22 protein-coding genes are annotated in these 23,988 nt (G+C 32.7%); 11 read left to right on the top strand and 11 right to left on the bottom strand.

What is annotated here, in order from left to right:
• The first annotated feature begins 279 nt into the window (after positions 1-279).
• From DG435_RS03250 to DG435_RS03260, 3 genes are all read left to right on the top strand, one after another.
• Positions 280-3,249 carry a TonB-dependent receptor domain-containing protein gene (locus DG435_RS03250; protein ID WP_106793753.1) on the top strand — a complete coding sequence of 990 codons (2,970 nt, stop codon included), beginning with the start codon at positions 280-282 and terminating at the stop codon, positions 3,247-3,249.
• 264 nt (positions 3,250-3,513) lie between these two features.
• Positions 3,514-4,752 carry a mechanosensitive ion channel family protein gene (locus DG435_RS03255; protein WP_106793752.1) on the top strand — a complete coding sequence of 413 codons (1,239 nt, stop codon included), beginning with the start codon at positions 3,514-3,516 and terminating at the stop codon, positions 4,750-4,752.
• A gap of 18 nt (positions 4,753-4,770) precedes the next feature.
• Positions 4,771-5,043 (top strand): DUF3817 domain-containing protein, encoded by a 273-nt coding sequence (locus DG435_RS03260; RefSeq protein WP_106793751.1) that lies wholly within the window; start codon positions 4,771-4,773, stop codon positions 5,041-5,043.
• On the opposite strand, the gene DG435_RS03265 is transcribed toward DG435_RS03260, so the two are convergent.
• Positions 5,040-5,615, bottom strand: coding sequence for a hypothetical protein (locus DG435_RS03265; protein ID WP_106793750.1), 576 nt, complete (start codon positions 5,613-5,615; stop codon positions 5,040-5,042). The genes DG435_RS03260 and DG435_RS03265 overlap by 4 nt on opposite strands.
• A 93-nt stretch (positions 5,616-5,708) precedes the next feature.
• Positions 5,709-7,754: an HD family phosphohydrolase gene (locus DG435_RS03270; protein ID WP_106793761.1), complete on the bottom strand. Its 2,046-nt coding sequence runs from the start codon at positions 7,752-7,754 to the stop codon at positions 5,709-5,711.
• A 291-nt stretch (positions 7,755-8,045) separates the two neighbouring features.
• Here DG435_RS03270 and DG435_RS03275 point away from each other — a divergent pair, with 291 nt between their 5' ends.
• The 6 genes from DG435_RS03275 (at position 8,046) to DG435_RS03300 (ending at position 13,642) form a co-directional block, all read left to right on the top strand.
• Positions 8,046-9,224, top strand: coding sequence for an acetyl-CoA C-acyltransferase (locus tag DG435_RS03275; protein ID WP_106793749.1), 1,179 nt, complete (start codon positions 8,046-8,048; stop codon positions 9,222-9,224).
• A 119-nt stretch (positions 9,225-9,343) separates the two neighbouring features.
• A complete protein-coding gene (locus tag DG435_RS03280; RefSeq protein WP_106793748.1) occupies positions 9,344-10,093 on the top strand; it encodes a C40 family peptidase in 750 nt (249 codons plus the stop codon).
• A gap of 165 nt (positions 10,094-10,258) precedes the next feature.
• Positions 10,259-10,786, top strand: coding sequence for a GNAT family N-acetyltransferase (locus tag DG435_RS03285; protein ID WP_106793747.1), 528 nt, complete (start codon positions 10,259-10,261; stop codon positions 10,784-10,786).
• Between the two features lie 71 nt (positions 10,787-10,857).
• Complete coding sequence (locus DG435_RS03290) at positions 10,858-11,439, top strand: TetR/AcrR family transcriptional regulator (protein WP_106793746.1); 582 nt, start codon at positions 10,858-10,860, stop codon at positions 11,437-11,439.
• A gap of 65 nt (positions 11,440-11,504) precedes the next feature.
• A complete protein-coding gene (locus tag DG435_RS03295) occupies positions 11,505-12,254 on the top strand; it encodes an SDR family NAD(P)-dependent oxidoreductase (RefSeq protein ID WP_106793745.1) in 750 nt (249 codons plus the stop codon).
• Positions 12,255-12,889: 635 nt separating this feature from the next.
• Positions 12,890-13,642: an SDR family NAD(P)-dependent oxidoreductase gene (locus tag DG435_RS03300; RefSeq protein ID WP_106793744.1), complete on the top strand. Its 753-nt coding sequence runs from the start codon at positions 12,890-12,892 to the stop codon at positions 13,640-13,642.
• Between the two features lie 212 nt (positions 13,643-13,854).
• On the opposite strand, the gene DG435_RS03305 is transcribed toward DG435_RS03300, so the two are convergent.
• From DG435_RS03305 to DG435_RS03345, 9 genes are all read right to left on the bottom strand, one after another.
• Positions 13,855-14,532, bottom strand: coding sequence for a DUF2461 domain-containing protein (locus tag DG435_RS03305; RefSeq protein WP_106793743.1), 678 nt, complete (start codon positions 14,530-14,532; stop codon positions 13,855-13,857).
• A 155-nt stretch (positions 14,533-14,687) separates the two neighbouring features.
• Positions 14,688-15,107, bottom strand: a complete 420-nt coding sequence (locus tag DG435_RS03310) for a CBS domain-containing protein (RefSeq protein ID WP_024769208.1) — start codon at positions 15,105-15,107, stop codon at positions 14,688-14,690.
• 154 nt (positions 15,108-15,261) lie between these two features.
• The gene (locus DG435_RS03315; RefSeq protein ID WP_106793742.1) at positions 15,262-15,495 is read right to left on the bottom strand and encodes a cytochrome C oxidase subunit IV family protein; all 234 of its coding nucleotides are present in this window, start codon (positions 15,493-15,495) and stop codon (positions 15,262-15,264) included.
• Positions 15,496-15,550: 55 nt separating this feature from the next.
• Positions 15,551-16,126: a cytochrome c oxidase subunit 3 gene (locus DG435_RS03320; protein ID WP_106793741.1), complete on the bottom strand. Its 576-nt coding sequence runs from the start codon at positions 16,124-16,126 to the stop codon at positions 15,551-15,553.
• A gap of 70 nt (positions 16,127-16,196) precedes the next feature.
• Positions 16,197-17,171 (bottom strand): DUF438 domain-containing protein, encoded by a 975-nt coding sequence (locus DG435_RS03325; protein ID WP_106793740.1) that lies wholly within the window; start codon positions 17,169-17,171, stop codon positions 16,197-16,199.
• Positions 17,172-18,947: a nitric oxide reductase activation protein NorD gene (locus tag DG435_RS03330; protein ID WP_106793739.1), complete on the bottom strand. Its 1,776-nt coding sequence runs from the start codon at positions 18,945-18,947 to the stop codon at positions 17,172-17,174. It abuts the gene before it with no gap.
• A gap of 74 nt (positions 18,948-19,021) precedes the next feature.
• Positions 19,022-19,858, bottom strand: a complete 837-nt coding sequence (locus DG435_RS03335) for a CbbQ/NirQ/NorQ/GpvN family protein (protein WP_304529328.1) — start codon at positions 19,856-19,858, stop codon at positions 19,022-19,024.
• Between the two features lie 190 nt (positions 19,859-20,048).
• Positions 20,049-21,389: a cbb3-type cytochrome c oxidase subunit I gene (locus DG435_RS03340; RefSeq protein ID WP_106793738.1), complete on the bottom strand. Its 1,341-nt coding sequence runs from the start codon at positions 21,387-21,389 to the stop codon at positions 20,049-20,051.
• 21 nt (positions 21,390-21,410) lie between these two features.
• Positions 21,411-21,845: a cytochrome c gene (locus DG435_RS03345; protein ID WP_024769201.1), complete on the bottom strand. Its 435-nt coding sequence runs from the start codon at positions 21,843-21,845 to the stop codon at positions 21,411-21,413.
• Positions 21,846-22,130: 285 nt separating this feature from the next.
• Here DG435_RS03345 and epsC point away from each other — a divergent pair, with 285 nt between their 5' ends.
• Both epsC and cysM read left to right on the top strand, forming a co-directional pair.
• Entirely contained in the window at positions 22,131-22,922 is a 792-nt protein-coding gene (gene epsC, locus DG435_RS03350; protein ID WP_106793737.1) for a serine O-acetyltransferase EpsC, read from the top strand.
• A complete protein-coding gene (cysM, locus tag DG435_RS03355; RefSeq protein ID WP_106793736.1) occupies positions 22,922-23,806 on the top strand; it encodes a cysteine synthase CysM in 885 nt (294 codons plus the stop codon). The genes epsC and cysM overlap by 1 nt, the downstream gene beginning before the upstream one ends.
• The last annotated feature ends 182 nt before the right edge of the window (positions 23,807-23,988 follow it).

Raw genomic sequence — 23,988 nt, forward strand, 5'->3', positions numbered from 1 at the left:
CATAACGATCATGTACTATTTTCTTACCTCGATTCATCGTTTTGGTGTCCAAAATACAATAACAAAACTTGGTTACTATCCCTCGAAAACAGCCACTATTTACTAAATATTATAAATACAAATTCACAACACTTCCGGAGTGAAAGAAATACATTTTTTTATGATTTTTTCACATATATTTTGAAAAATTCATAATACTTTATGTTAAATACTAGCATTTTTAAATATATTTAACCGACAATCATTTTAAACCAACATCATTTAAACACAAATTATTACATGAAAAAACTCGCATTTATTTTAATCGTACTATCCACAAGTCTGTGCTTTTCGCAACAGATAGTAACAGGAGTCGTCTCGGATGCAGATGGTTCTCCTTTACCTGGAGTAAATATTATTGAAAAAGGAACCAGTAATGGTTCTACAACTGATTTTGATGGTAAATACAGCATCGAAGTTAACCCCGAAGGTATTCTGGTTTTTAGTTATGTAGGCTTTAATTCTAAAGAAGTACCTGTAAATTCTCAAACAACCATCAATATCTCATTAAGTGGTGGAGCAGAACTTGATGAGATTATTTTAGTTGGATCCAGAGCACTACCAAGAAGTAATACTACTTCTTCGCTTCCTGTTGATGTATTGCCGGCAAAAGAATTAACTTCTACTGGTCAAATTACATTCGATAAAGCATTGCAATATAAAATACCATCATTTAATACTGTGCAGACACCAGTTAATGATGCTACTTCATTATTAGATCCTTATGAAATTAGAAATATGGGACCTAGTAGAACCTTAATTCTTATTAATGGAAAACGTAAAAACCTAAGTGCTTTATTGTATACTCAAACCTCTCCGGGAAGAGGTGAAACTGGTTCTGATATTTCTGCAATACCAACAGATGCCATAAAACGAGTAGAAATATTAAGAGATGGCGCATCTGCACAATATGGTTCTGATGCCATTGCAGGTGTAATGAATATTATTTTAAAAGACAATCCCGAAGAAGGCTCTGTGACTATTAGATCAGGAATTACATCTGAAGGAGACGGAGAAACGATTGGAATTAGTTTAAATAATGGTAGTTCTATAGGAGAAGATAAAGGGTTCTTTAACTATACCGTAGATTTCTCTAAGGTAAGTCTTGCTAACAGACCAGGAACTGTAGATGCACAGGGAGAATTTGATGATTTTGTTTTCACAAATCCTGATAGCTATAGTAGCTATTTAGATGCTGGAGGGCAGGCTTTAAACGGAGGAGCTACTCTAACAGGTCTTACAGCCGAACAAGCTCAGCAAGAATTTATTGATAACTACGTAGGTACTCCTAATCATACTACCAGACTTGCAGAAATCAATGCTGCAAATACACAAGGAAGAGCAGATGTTGATCAATTTTTGGCTCTCAAACCTGATGCGGGAAATATCAATGGGTCACCAGAAACAGCAGCAGCAAAATTTTTGGTAAATGGTGGATATGATATAAATAAACATACACAGATCTATCTAAACGCAGCATATGTCTATAAAAAAATAAATAGCTTCGCTAATTACAGAACCCCATATTGGAGAACGGAAGCTGCTTTTCCTTACTTAGCTGATTTTTTCCCTGATGGACCAAATGGTCAGTATATTGGATATGTACCTACTTTTGAAGGAGATCTAAATGATTATAATGCTACTATTGGTTTTAAAACTATAAAGAATGGTTGGAATTATGACCTAAGTTATACTACTGGTGGAAACACACAAACCTATAAAGTAAATAATTCGCACAATCGTAATACGGTATATTCTCCGTCTACATGGATTGACTCAAATGACAATGGTACTGTAGATCCTGGTGAACTCACACAAGGTTCTGAATTGTATAGAGAAAATAGCCCTATATCATTTGATCCCGGAGGAACAGGATTCAGACATAGTGTAGGAAATATTGATATTGCAAAATTAGTTACCGATAAAATCAGTATTGGTTTTGGTGCAGAATTTAGAACAGAAACTTTTGAAATTATTGAAGGAGATCTTGCCTCGTATGATGGTGGTGGAGCCGATTCATTTGCTGGTAATAGTCCTGAAAATTCCGGAACTTTTAACCGTTATAATTTTGGTGGATATTTGGATATAGCGTATGATATTACAGAAGATTTCCTGGTTAACGGTACGGTTAGACTAGAAGACTATAGTGATTTTGGTGATGCTTTTGTGTGGAAACTGAGTTCGCGCTATAAATTCTTAGAAGATAGATTAACATTAAGAGCCTCTATCTCTACAGGGTTTAGAGCACCAACACTTCATCAAATTTATACTCAAAAAGCGCAGTATAGTTTTGTTCCAGGAGCAGGAATTCAAGTTGGTGGATTAATAAATAATGTTTCTCCTCAAGCAAAATTATTAGATATCCCACAATTAGATGCAGAAGAATCCACAAATATAACTGTAGGTATCGGAGCTAAGGTTAACAGTAATATAAACTTCACTATTGATTATTATAATATTCAGGTTGAAGACAGGATTGTATTAAGTACCGAAATTGGAAAAACCGCTACCGATGCTGTTGGTAATAGTATTGGTAATACAAGCCTAGATCAATTGCTAAATGACAATAACTTAAATGATTTAAGCTTTTTTGTTAACGCACTAGATACCAGAACTTCTGGTATAGATGTAGTTGCTAATTATAAAAATATAAATCTTGCTGGTGGTAATCTTGGATTTAGTTTATCTGGTAATTATACAATAGAAAACGAAAGAGATGGAGATGTTAAAAACCCGGCAATTGTTGCAAGTGCTGGACAATCTGTAGTTAACCTAACTCAGGAAGCTTTATTCTTTACCTCTAGGCCTAAGACCAAATGGATTTTAGGAGCAAATTATGAAATAGGTAAATTCGATTTCTCTATAAATAACACTTATTTCGGAAAAACAGAATTCAGACAACAAGGTCTGGGCCCTAATTTAAAAACTGAGTTTATCCCAAAAATTGTTACCGATTTAGGGATTAACTTTAATGCAACAGATAAATTTACTGTTGCTGTAAATGTAAATAACCTATTAAACGTTTTACCAGAATGGGAGTTTAAATCTCTTAACGCTGCTGGTGATGTACTTATGAATGATCCTGCAGAATTAAAAACCCGTTCTAATTTAATCACTTTCAACCAAAGGTATTCTCAAATGACTTATAATGGTTTTCATTTTAGTCAATTAGGAACTATGTTTAATATATCGTTAAACTATAAATTATAGTAACAACTTAGATCTAATTATATTAGAATGGATTGTTTTGAATATTATCCAAAAAAACATCCATTCTGTCATATTGAGCAGAGTCGAAATATACCAATAGTAAAAGATGATTGTCCATCGACTCTGCTTTAAATGGCAGAAAAATAAACTTTTCACGTTTCCTTACTTCTTCTATAACCTTAAAAAAAACAAAATCTTTCGTTTTTATTTACTTTATCAAAAGCTAGAATCATATTTTTGCATGAATTTTAGTGCCAGACATTCATGAAAGATTTAACCCGTTACTTCTACAACCTTTTGGTTTCAAAAGGTATTTCAGAAAATACAGCAGAATACTTAAACCTTCTTATAGGGATATGCATTCTGGTAGTTGTACTTTTTGTATTAGATTTTGTAATGAAAAAAGTTATTGTAGCCATCTTTAAAAGCTATGCTTCAAAATCTAAAAATACTTTCGACGATTATTTAGTTAAAAATAAAACTTTTGATTACCTGGCACATATAGTACCATTATCACTAACAGTATGGATTGTTCCTATGCTATTTATTGCTTTTCCTACAGCAGAAAAATACTTAGAAATCCTGTTTAACATCATGGTTATTGTATTGACAATATGGATTTTAAGAAGTATCCTTAGAACGTTTAGAGATTTTTTAAAATCTTTAGATTCTTTTAGAGATAAACCCATCGATAGCTACGTACAGGTATTTATGATATTTGTATGGTTTATAGGGGCTATTCTGGTATTCTCGTCAATGACAGGAAAATCAATATGGACATTCTTAACAGCTCTTGGAGCAATGTCGGCAGTTATTCTTCTAATTTTTAAAGACACAATTCTGGGGTTTGTTGCAAGTATACAAGTAGCAGTAAATGATACCGTTAGAATTGGGGATTGGATCACTATGCAAAAATATGGAGCCGATGGAGACGTGATCGAGATTAATCTATCTTCAGTAAAAGTTCAGAATTTTGACAAAACTATCACTACAATCCCAACATATTACCTTACATCACAGTCATTTAAAAACTGGCGAGGTATGATGAATTCTGGCGGAAGAAGAATTAAAAGAGCATTGTTAATCAAAACATCCAGCATTTCATTTTTATCTGAAGACGATCTCAATAAATTAAAAAAAATTGAACTTATCGAATCTTACCTTACTAGAATTCAACAAGATATAGACTCTTATAACCAGGAATCTAAGATTGATAAAAGTGTATTGATGAATGGAAGAAACCTGACTAATATGGGGGTTTTTAGAATGTATGTAGAATTATATCTAGAAAATCATCCGTTTATCAATAAAGAAATGACTATTATGAGTCGTCAACTACCTCCTTCTGCACAAGGAACACCTTTAGAAATATATGCTTTTAGTAATAATAAAGTTTGGAAAAACTATGAGCAAATAATGGCCGATATTTTTGACCATTTACTATCTGCTATACCGTATTTTAATCTAGAGGTATTCGAATTAAATTATACTTCAGAAAAATAACTTAACACCAATAATTTTATGATTACCAGTTTCAGACTAATAAGCTACCTTGAGGGTATTTCATACCTACTCATTCTCTTTGTAACCATGCCTTTAAAATATATTTTTGAATCTCCAGAACCTAATCAAATTATAGGAATGGCTCATGGGTTTCTTTTCCTAATTTATATTGTATTTGCATTTCTTGTGAAACCAGAAAAAAAATGGAACATCAAAACGCTTATGATCGTTTTGGCTTGCTCTATTATCCCCTTTGGAACTTTTTGGATGGATCGAAAGTATTTACGCTAAAAGTTTATTGTGCCATTAAAATCACCATGGTAAATACTATGTAAATTAATAACACTATGGAATTTTCCATTATTCCTTGGTTGTAAAGATAAACTTCCATCTCGTAAAGGAACCTCCTTTCCATTGAAGAGTATTGCTAAGATAGTATTATTATGTTGAAAACAATTACAATCAGGCTTATAGTAATGATAATTATAATCATTAGAATGGGCGGTAACAATAATTATCTCAAGTACCTCGCCTGTATCTAGGTTATATATTATACGCTCTTCCACATTTTCGGAAGGTAATAAAGAAGCATTGATCACTTGATATACATATCTTCCGTTAGGACCATTTTGATTATTTATCGACCCAAAACTATGGTTACATGGATTACAAGTAGAGACAATTACAGGAGGTTTACGTCTTTGCCTTGGTACAGGGCGTTTTGATCTTCTTTTTACAATCACAACTTCTGGAACAGGAAGATTTATATTTACAGATACTTTTCCTACAACCCTAATTTGAGCAGAAACCGGAAATATTACTATTAATATTAAAAATATGAAAGGAATATAATACTTTTTCATGTTGATAGAAATTGTCTTTATTATTACTTAACAATTTTATCAAACGTTATGCCATAAATAAAAACAATTAAATTCTAACTATTTACTCAACCATTACTCTGGATACTCTATTCTAAGATGATAAATATTGGTTAATTTACGTTTAAAGACTTTTTTTATCTGTTGGATTTCTTTAAAAGTAATATTGGCATTTAGAAACTGATTATCTTCCATTTGTTTACTTACTATTTTTTCTACAAAAGAATCAATTAAACTACTTGTTGGATTTTTAAGACTTTTTGAAGCTGCTTCTACACTATCACTCATCATCAAAATGGCAGTTTCTTTAGAAAATGGTCTTGGCCCGGGATACCTGAAATCTTCAATATTTACATTTTCATTAGTTTCTTTTTCTTTACTATAAAAATAGTAAACAGTACTAGTCCCATGGTGAGTTCTAATAAAATCGATGACACGATCAGGTAAGTTATTTTTTTTGGCTATCTCTATACCTCTTATCACGTGATCAATAATAATTTTTGCACTCTCTTTTGGAGATAATACATCATGTGCATTACCAGAGGCAGATTGATTTTCGGTAAAATATGTAGGATTTGCCATCTTACCAATATCATGATACAATGCTCCTACCCTTACCAGCATTGCATTAGCTCCTATTTCATTAGCTGCAGCTTCTGCAATATTAGCCACATTAAGAGAATGGTGAAATGTCCCTGGTGCTTTATTAGACAATTCCTTAAGTAAAACAGAATTTGTATCACTAAGCTCTAATAGTGAAACATCAGAAATCAATCCAAAAACCTTTTCATAAGCATAGATTAAAGGATGTACTATAAGAGTTGCAAACCCACTTATCACAAACAATCCAACTGTAATCCAGTCGATATTGCTTATACTACCTTCATGAATAATATGAAACGCGATATATGCCAGAATATAAATTAATGTGATCTGCCCTACAGAAATAAATAAATTAGCCCTCTTAAAAGATTCTGAAATTGTTAGTATTGTTACAATTCCAGCTATAATTTGTAAAAAAGTATATTCATAGCTATTAGGGACAACAAACCCTAATATAAGCACCGTAATTACATGAGTAAACAATCCTAATCTCGAATCAAAAAATGCTTTAAGAACCAAAGGAAGAATACACAAAGGAACAACATAGATATAATCTGATCGATATTTAACCACCAACGTGGTTATCAATACCAAGAAAAGAACATTAAAGAAAATAAAAGTTACCTGAGTATTGTTTTCATATATATCTGATCGATATTTTTTAATAAACAATAGAAGCATCATAAGTGCTAATGAAACCAATAAGCAATACCCTAATACGATCCAATAGAAGTTTTTATCACTCCAAACCTGGGATTCATATTCTGCTTTTAATGAATTTAATATTTGCAGCTCATCTCCTTCTACTACCTCTCCTTTGGCTATAATCCTACTCCCTCTGGATACTCCTCCTCTTGTAGTAAGAACTTTCTCTAATTCGATCTCTAAAGTACTCTCCGTTAGCTTATTATTTAGTCTAACATTTGGTTTTACCAAGTCATAAAAAAGAGCTACATAATCACTTTTAAACTTTGTATATTCACTCTTATCAATACGAGAATTAATTGTTTTGGTTAAAACATCAGAGGTTAGAATTTGGCCATATGTTATTGCTTCTGCCGTATTTCCTTTATTTAAAAAAATTTGCCTGTCATCATCATAAGAGTATTTTTCCTGTAAAACTCCATGTCTATATATATCATTTAGCAATATTCTACCAAAAAGTTTTGCCTGATCTCTACTGCCGCTTTGATCAAGTACTTTTAAGTAATTAGAAAATGCATTATCATAAGATTCTTTAGCGGTATTGGCAATTATAGTATCATATTCAAAATAAGGAATTACATCATCATTAATTCGTTTTTTCTCTGCTTCAATTTCTGCTTCGGTTTTTGCAATGGCAAAATCAAAAGGAGCATATAAATTCTCATATTGCCAAGGTTTACCTTTTGTAAATTCGTATTTAAATATCCCTCCTTTAGGGAATAAATATACAATGAGTGCTGTAGTACATAGAAAAAGAAAAATCCTATATATAGAGGATTGCCTTTTATATAATCTATTTAAAAATCTTTTCATGATATTGTCTTTTTTAATCAATTATAGTTCATTGATTAAAAATTTAATATTACTTGTAAAGTCTTCATAGCGTTGTTCTCCTATCAAACATTTTAGTTTATAATTCATAAAATGCAATGGCAAAACTTTATTCTTGTTCGTTTCACAAGTATTATTATATAAAATTACTCAAAAGTAATAAAAAATAAGTCAGTACCATATTTGTATTCTTGTTAGTAACTTCGCTATGCATATCCTTTAAAAATCACTAAATTCGCAAAAATCAATACACACATTTTTAAAACATAAATAATGAGTAAAGAAGTAGTAATCGTATCTGCAGTACGTACACCAATTGGAAGTTTTATGGGTAGCCTGTCTACCGTTCCAGCTACTCAATTGGGAGCCACTGCAATCAAAGGTGCATTAGATAAAATAAATCTGGATCCTTCATTAGTTCAGGAGGTATTTATGGGTAATGCAGTTCAGGCCGGAAACGGTCAAGCTCCAGCCAGACAAGCTGCATTAGGAGCAGGTATCAAAGATACTGTTCCTTGTACAACTGTAAATAAAGTATGTTCTAGCGGTATGAAAGCTGTTATGCACGCTGCACAAACTATTGCTTTGGGTGATGCAGATATTGTGGTTGCCGGAGGAATGGAAAACATGAGTTTAATACCTCATTATGTGCGATTAAGAGCAGGTCATAAATTTGGACCTCAGACTATGCAGGATGGGATGCAGAAAGATGGATTAGTAGATGCTTATGACCATAATGCAATGGGAGTTTGTGCAGATCTTTGTGCAACAGAACATAATTTTAGTAGAGAAGATCAGGATGCATTTGCTATCCAATCCTATGAACGTTCTGCAAAAGCTTGGGCAGATGGTAAATTTAATAATGAAGTAGTTCCTGTAGCAGTACCACAGCGTCGTGGAGAACCGGTTATGATTACTGAAGATGAGGAATATAAAAACGTAAAAATGGAAAAGATACCTACTTTACGTCCTGCTTTTTCTAAAGAAGGAACAGTTACTGCTGCAAATGCTTCTACAATTAATGACGGAGCCGGAGCGGTTGTTGTTATGAGTGCCGAAAAAGCTAAAGAACTTGGATTAGAACCTCTTGTAAAAATAAAAAGTTATGCTGATGCTGCGCAAGAACCAAAGTGGTTTACTACCGCTCCTGCAAAAGCATTACCAAAAGCAATAGAAAAAGCAGGAATCGCTCTTGGTGATGTAGATTTCTTTGAATTTAACGAAGCATTCTCTGTTGTTGGGTTAGCTAATCAAAAAATCCTAGGACTTGATGATACTAATACCAATGTAAATGGTGGTGCCGTTTCCCTGGGACATCCACTAGGGTGTTCTGGAGTACGAATATTGATTACTCTAATCAATGTATTAGAACAAAATAACGCCAAGATAGGTGCTGCAGCTATCTGTAATGGTGGTGGTGGTGCATCGGCTATGGTAATCGAAAGAGTATAATTGTAAATCAGGAAATCAAAGTTAAGGGGAAGAATCTTCTACTCTTAACTTTGTTCTTCTGAATCTCAATATAATTGTCTAATATCTGACGTTTATTCGTCTATTTTCTATAAAAATTCATGCAATACGGTATTTGTAATCTAAGTATTGTCCCATTACGTTTCGAGCCTCAGGATCCCAGTGAAATGGTTTCCCAAATATTATATGGCGAGCATTTTAAGGTGTTGGAAAAACGTAAAAAATGGAGTAAAATTCGTTTGGCTTTTGATCATTACGAAGGCTGGGTCGATAACAAACAATACATAGAAATCACCGAAGAAGAGTATAACAAATTCGATAAACACCCCCTTTGCATGGTGGGAGATATGGTCGAATTTGTGAGTTGTGATGATAATCAACTAATGCCTATCCCTCTCGGAGCTTCTCTAAAAGCATTAGATTTTTTTAGACATCAATATGAAGGGACTACAATTGTAGAAAAACAATCCAAAGAAAATATAGTGGATACCGCTTTCCTATTTCTTAATGCTCCATACCTCTGGGGTGGAAAAACAAATTTTGGTATTGATTGTAGTGGGTTTTCTCAAATGGTATATAAACTTAATGGCTATAAGTTGTTAAGAGATGCATCTCAACAAGCAACGCAAGGGGATCCACTAAGTTTTATTGAAGAAAGTGAACCTGGAGATCTGGCATTTTTTGATAATGAAGAAGGTGCAATTACCCACGTGGGTATTATAATGAAAGATAATTACATCATCCATGCTCATGGTAAAGTACGTGTAGATCGTATAGATCACACTGGGATTTATAACCCCGAAAAACGCACACATACTCATAAATTAAGAGTGATCAAACGAATTATCTAGTTAAAAATCGGAATGATACATTCACTTTGGTCTTTCATGCTTATTAATTAACCGTTGCAATCACAATTTTTATTTTCTAAGTTTCCAAAATTTGGTAATTGTAAATGTCGTGATGATATTGTATAGATTTAAAAAAAATTAGTGTTCAATTAATTCAGTATCAAAATGAGATTACCAGAAGTTCTAATCAAACCAGTACAACCCAAGGATAGCCATAAATTATTGGATATCGGGCGTCAGACATTTTATGATGCTTTTGGACCTCCTCATAACACAGAAGAAAATATTAGTAGTTACCTTGATGAAAAATTCACTTTAGATAACATTACACAAGAGCTTCATAATCCAAAATCCAAATTTTACTTTGCATGGATTAATAGCCAAATTGCAGGATATATTAAAATAAACTCTGGTAACGCCCAGACAGAACCAGTAGAAGGTAGTGCCCTGGAAATAGAACGAATATATGTTGTAAAAGAATATCAGGGAAAAAAAATTGGACAATTACTCTTTCAAAAAGTCTTACAAATAGCAAAAGAAAAATCTATTGAGTTTATCTGGTTAGGTGTCTGGGAGAAAAACCCCGGAGCAATAAAATTTTATAAAAGAAATGGTTTTAAAATCTTTGATACCCACCAATTTATGCTGGGAACAGATCTCCAAACGGATATGATGATGAAACTGGTTTTATAAATTTTATGATTTTTATAACAATACGCATTGCAAATTTTAATTATTTTTGAAACGATCATTTCAATTAAAGTATGCCAAAAGTAGAAACATTTGATAGAAACACAGTTTTGCAAAAAGCTACCGAAGTATTTCATAAAAAGGGATATAATGGCACTTCTATGCAAGATTTGGTAGATGCAACTTCTTTAAATCGATCAAGTATTTATAATTCTTTTGGTAGTAAATTGAATATGTTCATGGAAGTTCTTTCGCATTACCAATCTTTGTATGGAAACAATTTTAGCCAAAAATTAGCACAATCTTATAATGCTACTGAAGCTGTAGAAGCAATTTTTAATTTATACGTTCATGAAATTATTAATGACAATGATCGTAAAGGTTGTTTGGTTATCAATTGTAAATCTGAAATGACAAACCAGGAGCCTTTGATCAAATCTTTTATGGAAAAAAACCAAGATCGGATGATTGCGATGCTAGAAGATATCGTGACCAAAGGACAAATGGAAAAGATTTTTAACCAGAACCAAACAGCCAGCCAATACGCACTTTACCTCTTTTCATCTATACAAGGACTTAGAATGACGGGAATACTAAACAAAAATGAAGAAGATTTAAGAAATCTCATTCGCACCATACTTAAAGTACTATACTAAATTTTTTTAATCTATTTTGAAACGATTGTTTCAAATAAACTATTTATAAACACAAAAATAATACAATGAAAAAGTTACAAAACAAAGTGGCAGTAATAACGGGAGCCAACAGCGGAATAGGATTGGCAACAGCAAAACTGTATTTACAGGAAGGAGCCAAAGTGGTACTTTCGGGAAGACGCCAAGAGGCATTGGATCAAGTTGCAGAAGCTCTTGAAGGTGATTTTATTACCATAAAAGCCGATGTAGCCAACGCAGAGGATAACAAAAGATTAATTGAAGAAGCGACTACTAAGTACGGAAAAATTGATATTCTCTTCCTAAACGCAGGAATTGCACCAGTAGCACCTGCACATGAAATAACAGAAGAGCATTACGATACTCTATTTAATACTAATGTAAAAGGGCCAATATTAGCTACCAAAGAAGCTTTACCACATATAAATGATGGTGGAACTATATTATTCACTAATTCTATTGTTACTCAAAAGGGGTTTGATGGATTAGGCGTCTATTCTGCAACCAAAGGAGCATTACGAGCTTACCAGCGTGTTTTAACCTCTGAAGTAAAGTCTAGAGGTATTCGCGTTAATTCTATTGCACCAGGGCCTATAGAAACACCTCTTTATGGTAAAATGGGATTGCCAGAAGATGTTGTAGAAGAAATGGGTAAAGGTTTTGCTCAACAAGTACCATTAGGTCGTTTCGGAACTTCTGAAGAAGTTGCAAAATCAGCATTATTTCTAGCTTCAGAAGATGCATCTTTTATTAATGGTGTGGATTTAGAAATTGATGGTGGACTAAGCCAAATATAAAATACCACTCAGTAAAAAAAGGCTGATTTTTATCAAAATCAGCCTTTTTAAATTTGCTTTAATTCTTTTTATAATTTTCTTAATATCACGAATCCACAAAGACTCTCAATATCAGTTTTTGCATAACATTTTGATTATTTGTATATTATCACCTCAAAACCAATTAAATATATAAAAAACATCTGTTTTTTTTGCACAATCTCCAGACAAATCCCATCTGGTATATACTTCTTAAAACTACTATACTATGGGAGAAAAAAATGATACCCACAAATGGCCCTATCTAACAGAATTATATAGGAATTTCTTCAAAAAAAAATTACCTGTTAAAACAAACAGGTATAACTATGCTCATCATAAAACAATAATATTTCAGAATAGTAAGCCAACCTCAGGTTTATTCATTTGGATATATCACTTATTCTTCAATTCCAAGAATTTCTTAACACACAAACTTAATTCTAACAGTATACATCATTTACATAATTACAATGATGGTTTCCATTCGATAAAATAGTTCTAGTTCTACTTCCCTCGGTAGAAATCCTATAAAGAAGTTATCGGATTGTCATATTTATGTTTAACATATTTAAATAATTGCCTCAGGTAAAATTTATTAACAAAAAACAATTAGAATGAAAAAACTGCACAACAAAGTAGCCGTTATTACAGGAGCGAATAGCGGAATCGGATTAGCAACGGCCAAGCTGTATTTACAAGAAGGTGCCAAAGTGGTACTCTCAGGAAGACGCCAGGAAGCATTGGATGAAGTTTCAGAAACACTTGTAGGGGATTTTATAACCGTTACTGCAGATGTAGCCAAACCAGAGGATAATAAAAGATTAATCAAGGAAGCTATCGATAAGTATGGTAAAATTGATATCCTATTTCTTAATGCGGGTGTCGTTTTACACCCTACTCCAACACATGAGATCACAGAAGAACATTATGAAGAGATCTTTAACATTAATGTGAAAGGGCCAATATTAGCCATTAAAGAAGCATTACCACACATTAATGATGAAGGTACAATCCTTTTTAATAACTCTGTAGTAACACATCGAGCCTTTGATGGCCTGGCTATATATTCTGCTACCAAGGGTGCATTACGCGCTTATCAACGGGTTTTAACATCAGAAGTGAAATCCAGAAGTATTCGCGTTAATTCTATTTCTCCAGGGCCTATTAATACTCCTATTTTTAGTAAAATGGGACTACCGAAAGATGTTTCAGAAGAAATGGGAAAAGGTTTTGCTAATCAAGTACCATTAGGTCGTTTTGGAACTCCTGAAGAAATTGCTAAATCTGCATTATTTCTGGCATCAGATGATGCATCTTATATCAATGGTGTAGAATTGGAAGTCGATGGAGGAATGAGTCAGGTTTAGTTCCTGTTATATTTTTATTATAACATAAGTTAAAACGACAACATCAAATCAAGATCGAATAGCTCGTTGTTCACTGACAGTTATATCTGTGAGGTTTTTAAATCATTTTAAGATCAAAAAAACCTCACAGAATTTTCCAATATTAATGGTAAAACTATTTTTAAAATATCAAACTTAGACTATCTTGATCATATAATTGTTTCTATTATTCTTTAATCAATTAAAGAAACACCATTAAGGTCAGTAGTAAGCACATCACTCATGTAGTCAAAAAATGGCCTTAGTAGTTCATAATGATATACTACTTTATCCAAAAAATCAGGTGCAAAAACCTCAGCATCTGTAAAATTATGAGCAACAAAAAATGATTTATTTTTGATCAAATCAATATTAGGATGATCTTTACTAAATCCTTTAGGAGCTGTTTTTACCTGGTTTGAAGAGTCAAAACCATTAAATGCTTTCTTAAAATCTGCATTTGATAATATTTCGCGAATCTCTTGATCATCCATTTCGAATTCTTTCCTAACACGCAATAAATCTGCCGATTCTGGGCTAAAAAAACCTCCTGCCATAAGCGAATTACCAGGCTCTAACCGTAGATAATAGCCTCCTCGCCTATGTGCTCCTGCCCTGCTAAAACTTACACTGCGATGTACATTATATGGCGTTTTATTTTTACTAAAACGAACATCTCTGTTAATTCTAAATACTTTAGTTTTTTCGATCTCATCTTTCTCACTTAATCGTTCAACTACAGATGCATAAAACGTTTTGAGTATTTTTTCATTACTCTGATATTGTTTCTTATTTTCTGTCATCCAATCTCGATGATTGTTCTCTTTTAAATCTTTTAAAAATTCAAATATTGTTTTTGGTATGGTACTCATAAAATATACTTTGATCTTAAAAATACTAAAATCTGTTTTCTCTATAGAAGTTTAACTAAATTTTATGGTATAAGATAGATCAAGACCTTGAGTTATTTTAACAAAAATGGGAAGCTTATTACTTCCCATTCTTTACATTCCTAAAAACCGAGTTACTAGAATTGGTCTATTAAATAATTTATCAAATCTGTCGTGGTTACTATACCTACTAGCTTATCATTGTCTACTACTGGCAGTGCATGAAATTCTTTTTTCGATAATATTTCTGCAACTTCCTTGATTGTAGTATTAGAGTTTACGCTAATTAGGTTTTTTGCCATTACCTGTTCTATAGTAAACATTTCATAAACTACAGTATCAACATCATGTTCTTCTACATCTACTGCATCTGCAAAACTTATACGTAGTAAATCTGTATAACTTAACATACCAATAATAGCATCACCACTAACTACAGGAATATGACGGATATTATTTTCTTTAAATAGCATTTCCGCTGTTTCTAAACCATTGGTGTGATTTAAGGTAATTACATCGGAAGTCATAATTTTGGAAACAGGTGTTCTTTTTTTCATTCTATTAGGTTTAAATTCTATACTAAAGATAGAATCTAACTCATAAAATAATTATGATAAATATCAGTTAATGTATCCAAAATTTGTTTTGAATTTCCAAAGTATTATTTATGCATATTCTGGTTCAATTCACAGTAGTTATACAGCAACACTATCATATCATTAAAACAATGATAATCAATGCTATTACATAACCTATTATAATAGATTTCCAAAAGGTATGCGCTTTTTTTAAGTCCATAAAATAAAACGATACACCGATAAATTTTAATGCAGATAATAGTAAAATTATAAAAGAGATATTTTTATTTATCACTCCAGAAATTATTCCCGAAACAACGGTTAGTAGTATTAAAAATATGTAAGTAATAGTTATGCTTTTTTTCATGGGGATATCTTTTTAAATTATTGTATAGCTCTTAAAATAGAAATGCCGTTTTTTATCAAAAAAACAAATAGATGACAGGAAAAATTAATAACCATATTAGATCACACATATGCCAAAACGTAGCACTTGCCTCAACATCTTCTATATTTGTTTTCTCTTTTCTTAGTCCAAAGTAAACAGAGCCTAATATCACCAAGCCAACAATAACATGTATGACATGAAATAACGTAAGTAACCAATAAAAGGTAAAAAACAAATCATGATTAATGTCAAGGCCTAGGTTTATTTTTTCGTTGTATTCAAAGGTTTTTACTATTAAAAATAACATCCCAAACAGCATTGTTGCTAACAATAGTACTTTGGATTTTTGAAGGGTATTGATTTTTAAATAATGAACAGAAATAGCCATGCAAAAACCACTGGTAATTAAAAGAATAGTATTGATAATTCCGTAGACCGGATTTAACAATAATCTTGATTCATGAAAAATTTCAGGTTCTTGTTTGCCACAGTATACCATTGCTACTACAGCCATTCCAAAAGTTATTAATTCTAAAAAAACAATGATCCACATAAGGATTCCTCCTGGTGGATAGTATATATTTCTATAGTTAATAGGTTCTTGTTTCATTTATCTTTTTTATACTTCCTTCACTAAATTGTTTACGATTCTATCTAAGGATTGTTTATATCTATGTTTTTCAATCCCAATCTAACAGTCGTTTTTCTCCTTTCAATTTTTGAATTTCGGTTACATCCTGAGACATTTCGATAACTCCTTTATAATTTTTGTGATTGTCTCTAATTGCAAAATATCGGATATGAATTATCTGGCCTCTGTAATTAAACCAGAATTCTGCCACATCTTTTGTTCCTGCTCTAAATTCATCTACAATACGTAATACCATGTCTACACTTTTTGGAGGATGACAAAAACGAACTTCTCTTCCTATAATTCCTTTGCTTCGGGGAAAAACACGATCCTCTCCCCGGTTATAAAAAATAACTTTGTCGTTTTCATCTACATAAGTAATATCAACAGGTAAATAACGAAGCAATAAGTTTACCTGATTTGGAGTCATATAGCCCTCATCATAGTGAAAAGTGTCTTCTAGAGAAAATGGTAAATCACGTTCGGTAAAATCCTTGCTTGGATGAATATATTCTGATTCTATTGCGGGATATGGTTTTGGTTTTTGAGGTAACATCCATCCCATTTCTTCATCTCCTTCATAAAATTCTTTCCAGTCTTCTTCACTAAGTATTTGCATAGCAATAGGAAATAATCGCATATCTTCAATACTTAAAAGGTGTTTTATTCCTTCAATCAAATACGGAAGATTTTCTGTAATTTTAGAAGTATTTTTCTCAGTATTATGTGTATTTAGCAATCTAATTTGATCTCTTAAATTGTCATGAAAAGACCACATACCACGGCTCGGGCCGTTCCAACCATGTTTTTCTAAATACGGAAATAGCTGGTTCTCTTTTCGAGCAAATCGTTTTTCTATAGTTGTTAACTGGTTAAACATATTGAAGTACTTTTGAAAATCTACTACAGCATCTACTTCATACAATTCTAATAGTAATTCCTGTATTAGTTCACTTTCCTGATAATACACTTTTACCGGGTGTCCCTCTGGTAATTTTTCTACTTCTGGCAAAAAAGAGTTCATTTAATTTTGGTGTTTAATCTTCTCGTAGAGTTTTACTAATGATTGTAATAGCTCTACTGGTGTTGTTAAAATTTGATAATGGTTTTGTCCAAACATTTGCGGTAAATAATATTTTGCCTGTGCTTCAATTGCCAGGGCATACGAATTTATTTGACGTTCATTGAGTTCTCGTAAGGCTTGTTTTATATCATTGATACCATATTTTCCTTCATATCTATCATAATCATTTGGTTTTCCATCAGAAATAAGAATAATCCATTTATTCTTAGTATTTCTTTTATCCAACAATGCCCCCGAATGTCGAAGTGCGGGTCCAATACGAGTATATCCTCCAGGTTCTACGGCTCCTATTTTAAATTTTGCTTTACTCCAGTGATCATCAAAACCTTTAATCGTTATGTAACTAGAATGATTTCTGGTTTTAGAATAGAAACAATTGATCGAGAAATCGATATTAAATTCATTTAATATTTCACCGAAAAGAATGGAAACTTGTTTTTCTACATCGATAACTCGATTACCGGCAGCATAACCATCGCTAGATAAGCTAATGTCTAACAACAGTAAAATAGATAGATCTTTTTCTTTTTTTTGTTTTGATAAATATATTTTCTCTGATGGAGTTATACCAGAATGTACATCGACAAACAAATCGGTTATGGCATCTAAATCAAACTCCTCTCCTTGTGTCTGTCTTCGTTGTTGTTGATATTTATTATTAACTGTGGTCAACATTTTTCTTAGACCAAGCAGTGTAGATCCATTTTTCGATATTGTTTTTTTATAATATCCAACATCTGTTTTTAGTATGGTTTTGGGATATACTTTACAAAAATTGTCTTTATAAGTACGCTTTGCATAATTCCATTCATCATAAGGGATAAAATACCCTTTTTCATTTCTTTCTGCACTTTCTGCTATAGTTGTATTTTCAATGAAATCTGCCTGATAAACAGAATGTGCTGTGTCATCAACTCGCACAGTGTACTTCATATTTAAATCTTCTAAAGCATTAGCATGATCATCTAACTCATCATCCCCATCCATGTTTTTGAAATTCCCTCCAAATTCATCTGCCGTTTCCACCTTTTCAAACTGATGTTGCAAAACAGCATCTTCTACTTGTTTTTCATCTACTTGAATCGAAATTATTTCTTCTACAGCATTAGCTTTCAAAGTTGTTTTTGGCTGCTCTGGGTTGGCAGTTTTTATTTTTTCAGTAAAATTATTCAAAGTTTCATTAAGCATTCCTTCAGGAATATTGCGCATCCACTTTCCATAAATAAATGAATAATCTATTTGTGTGTCTTTTTTAGTTTTTCCAGCATAATACGCTATGAATTTTTGGAAATAATTCTCGGTGATCGGGAATTCTTCAAATAAATGTTTTAACACTTTTGATGAAGTATCTGAGGCTAGTATTCGGGATTCTTCTACTGAATGTTCTAAAGTATCATTCCAGTTCAAATCCAAGTTTTTTTGAGTAGCCAGGTATAATACTCTAAACAGATAAAAAGAAATATTTTCTTCGATCGTTAAAAATTCAGCATATTTTGAAGGTAGAAAGAAGTTATTATTTTTATAACCACCTTCTCTTTCTGCTTCATAAATTTCTATAGACTTACCCGTAATAGCTCTTGCAAAAATGGTCAAACGAGGTTTTACATCGTTTAACTTTACTGCGTAAGTTAAATTTGCTTCTTTTTTCTTTCTGCGACGCTTGAAATAATGGGCAAATTTGGTAAAAATATATTCATCTGGTTCAAACTCAAACATGATTTTAGTATTGATATGTTACATTTTGGTTTAGAGTAGCTAAACACTCATTACCAAACATTCTGCATTTTAAATTATATCATCAAATCACACAGATCTTTTAAAGCACTTATCACCTCTAGATCATCTGTGAGAGGCTCTACAATAGCTACATGTACTGCAAGACGTTTTGGTAATCCAGAATGGATTAATTTTGCTGCATCAACCAGCAATCGTGTCGAAACGGTTTCGGTTAGACCTAACTCGGTTAAGTTTCTTATTTTGTTTGCAATGTTTACCAATTTCTTAGCATCTGCCGGAAGAATATCTGTTTCATTTATCAAAATATCAGTTTCAATTTTGGACTCTGGGTAATCAAAAGATACCGCTACAAAACGTTGCCTCGTTGAAGGTTTTAATTCTTTAAATCCTCTTTGATATCCGGGATTAAAAGAAGCGACTAACATAAAATCGGGATGTGCTTTTATGGTTTCTCCTAACTTATCAATGAACAACTCTCTTCTATGATCTGTAAGTGAGTGAATGGCAACAATTACATCTGGTCTTGCTTCTGCAATTTCGTCCAAATAAAGAATCGCTCCTTTTTTAACTGCTGTGGTTAGTGGTCCATCCAGCCAGATGGTCTCGGCTCCTTTGATAATGTACCTTCCGATTAAATCGGTAGAAGAAGTTTCTTCATGACAACTAACTGTAATTAGAGGCTTACCCAATTGATATGTCATATATTCGATAAATCTTGATTTACCGGTACCTGTAGGCCCTTTTAATAAAAATGGGATTTTGCTTTTATAAGAATGTTCAAAAACTTCTATCTCTTTGGCAATGGGTTTATAAAAAGGGGGACTAATTGGTGCTTCAGTAGTCATTTTGGATAGTGCTGTTTTGTTTCCGTTGGGAGCAATATGGTCCATAATTTTATTGTTTTTAAATTGAAAAAGGCCTAAAAAGTTATGAGTAGTGACAAATGAAGTCTATCAAACCATTTTATCACTTTAACATCAATAGTACATCTACATTATATGGGGGAAAGGTAGATACATAAACACAACATGTTCTTTTTAGGCCTTATTCTGAATAAAGAAAACTATATTTTAATATCAATTAGATTTCATCAACTTCCATAGCTTCATCAGTAGGGCGACCATGTTTTATAAAATCAATTATATATAATATGATTCCAGTAGTGAATAGTGTTGCGCAAAGAATTAATACGACGAAGTGAATGCTTATTTCTTCTTGTACTGCCATGAATTCCATTTTAAACTTACGTTCTAAATATACTTGAGCAACGCCAGCCACACCAAATGCAACTGTCATACCAATCATTCCTATATTTGATGTCCAGAATGAAGCTCTTCCTCTTATGCTATTGTATAATTTCCTTCCTGTTAGATTTGGCAAAGAATAACTTATAATCGCAAGTACGATCATTGCATATGCTCCCCAAAAAGCAAGGTGACCATGCATAGCAGTAACTAGAGTTCCGTGAGTATATAAATTAGTTTGTGGTAATGTATGAGCGAAACCTAATAGTCCTGCTCCTACAAAAGATACAATTGCTGATCCTATAGTCCAGAATAATGCTATGGTATTAGGGTGTTTTTTCTCTCCTTTTCGATACATATTTACTGCAAAAAGTGCCATTGCCAAAAAGGCCAGAGGCTCTAAAGCAGAAAATATACCTCCTACAATTAACCATATTTTATTAACCCCTATATAGTAGTAATGATGACCGGTACCTAAAACTCCTGATAAGAAAGTTAGCCCCACAATAACATATAACCATTTTTCTATAACCTCTCTATCAACTCCTGTAAGCTTAATTAATAAGAAAGAAAGTATACCTCCCATAATAAGTTCCCAAACTCCTTCTACCCATAAATGTACAACCCACCAACGAAAGAACGAATCAGTCACCTGGCTATCGAATGGTAACATCCCAGGCAGATACAATAGAGCAGCAAACAGTAATCCCATAGATAGTACTAATGATGTAGTAGTTCTGCGTTTTCCTTTAAAGAGAGTCATGAGTATCAATCCTAAAAAGAGTAGAACATTAATAACAACCAAAAAATCTAATTGTCTTGGTATTTCTAAAAACTTACGTCCCTCCCACCAATTAAAGTGGTATCCAACGATAGCGGTAACACCAACCAACGCAAGTGAAATTAATTGTACATAAGCCAATTTTACATTTACAAGTTCACGTTGGGCTTCTTCGGGAATAATATAATATGCTGCCCCCATGAAACCGGATAATAACCAGACTACTAATAAATTTGTATGTACAGCTCTAGCTGTATTAAAGGGAATAAAATCATGTAATCCATCCAGGCCAATACGGGCAAAACCCATAATAAATCCATAGGTAATTTGTAAGACCAGTAGTAACATGGATAAAGCAAAGAACCAATATGCTACTTTTTGCGATTTGTATTTCATCTATCTATATTTTTAAGTTATTTAGTTTTCATCTTTTGCTAATGGCGACACAACTCTATCAAAACCATTTAGATCAATGTCATCAATCCAATCAAAAAAGGCGATAAGATCTTTTGCTTCTTCTTCAGAGAAACCGTAGGCAACCATCTTTCTACCATTTGGTGCCCAGGGAACAGGAGTCATTAATACTGCTTTTACATACCCTTCTCCTCTTCTATCGAGGACCTTGGTTAGTTCTGGAGCATAATATCCTCCCTCTCCTAGAAGAGTATGACATCCCATACAATTGTTGGTTTCCCATAAGTGTTTTCCTCGCACCACCTGTTCTGTTATTTCAGAGTAATTTGATTGATCCTGATCCTCACTAAAAGAGTATATTGTCAATCCTATAAATGCTAAAAAAGTGACCAATGTTCCTCCCAGAAAGAAATTTCGCGCTTGTTTTTTAGATAACATAGTTGTTATTGATTTAAATTAGTACAAAAAGACCTTTTTATCTTTTATCGATGTAAAAATATATAAACACAAAGCTTTCAAATATGATTTAAATCATAAATCTATCGATAATGATTCATTAGTTGCATGTTATATGATTATAAAAATTTAACCAAAAATTATAGAATACAAGTGATTATGACCTTCTAATGTTATTATTATTTTAAAAATGTAAGGATTTACAATTTATAAAGACTTTTATACCTTTTATTCTATATATTTACTAGAGTTTTCAAATAAACTGTAATGACTAAAGAAAGAGATCAAATTATAGCTAAGATAAAAGAGCAGAAAAAGAATCCAAATCTTAAACTTGAGCTAAAAGAAAAAACCGAATATTTTACGAAATTACTTTTCTATACATTATTCGATACAGATACAGAAGTAGCCAAAAATATAGATCGTCTTGAAAAAACTTTTGAACAGCTTGTAGATTTAGCTTGTTGGGAAACCGAGAAACCATGTAGTAAACTTTGGCAATCATATCTAGAGAAGCTACCTGGCATACTAGAAAAACTAAACCTGGATGCGCAGGCCTTTATGAAAAGTGATCCGGCAGCAAACTCTATAGAAGAAATATATATGGCCTACCCTGGGTTTTATGCCATAGCAATCTATAGATTAAGCCATGAGCTTCTTCTATTTGGTTTACCTCTTGTCCCTCGTTTAATGACAGAATATTCACATCGATTAACAGGTACCGACATTAACCCGGGAGCAGAAATCGGAGAATCGTTTTTTATTGATCATGCAACAGGTATTGTTATCGGAGAAACAGTAATTATAAAAGATAATGTTAAGATATATCAAGGAGTAACTCTAGGTGGATTATATGTAGACAGAAAACTTCGTAATGTAAAACGTCACCCAACTGTAGAGAACAATGTAACCATCTATGCTAACGCGACTATATTAGGTGGAAGTACCATTATTGGAGCTAATAGTACTATTGGGGGTAATGCATGGATTACTTCTTCGGTTCCCGAAAATTCGATTATTTCAAATACATCAGAAATTAAGATCAAAAAAGTTATTTAATGTCACATACTATTTTAGACCTGATAGGAAATACACCTTTGGTAAAGGCTTCTTCCCTAATCGACAACCCAAATATTACATTATATCTAAAATTAGAAGGCCATAATCCAGGAGGAAGTGTTAAAGATCGTGCCGCTTATAATATGATTCAATCTGCCTTGGATCGTGGCGATATTGATCAAAACACTAGACTTATCGAAGCAACAAGTGGTAACACAGGAATTGCTTTGGCAATGATCGCAGGAATTTTTAAACTGGATATTGAATTGGTAATGCCCGAGAATTCTACCAAAGAACGAGTGCAGACCATGCGTGCATTTGGCGCAAAAGTAACACTTACCTCTGCAGATATAGGGATAGAAGGCTCAAGAGATTATGCAGAAAATAAAGTTAATAAAGAAGGGTATGTAATGCTTAATCAATTTGCTAATGATGATAATTGGCGCGCCCATTACAAAACTACCGGACCAGAAATCTGGAAAGATACTCAAGGTAAAATCACACATTTTGTATCCTCTATGGGGACCACAGGAACGATTATGGGAACATCTACTTACCTCAAAGAACAATCAAAAGATATACAAATTGTCGGAGTACAACCTACCGACGAATCCAGAATTCCCGGAATACGTAAATGGCCAAAAGAATACCTTCCTAAGATTTTTAATCCAAATAAAGTAGATCAGGTTATCGAAGTAAGCCAGGAAGAAGCCACTGATATGGCAAAACGATTAGCAAAAGAAGAAGGCGTTTTCTCTGGTATGAGTAGTGGTGGTTCTGTTACCGCTGCTTTAAAACTAGCAAAAACTCTAAAAAGTGGCGTGCTGGTTGCTATTATTTGTGATCGCGGAGACCGATACCTAAGTTCTGATTTGTTTGAGTAACGTCTATTTTTTCTCTCTTTAGTATACTTTGTAATTCTTCTTTTTTTATTTAAATTTTTCTGATTCAGATGTATAACACTTCTGGTTTCTTTAGATTTCAAAAATGAGTAATCTGGCTCAAAAAAATGAAATTTGGCATAATATTATATATACTTCTCTTTATTATTTTATAATGCTTACTG

The sequence above is a fragment of the Aquimarina sp. Aq78 genome, from assembly GCF_900299525.1.
Classification (GTDB): Bacteria; Bacteroidota; Bacteroidia; order Flavobacteriales; family Flavobacteriaceae; genus Aquimarina.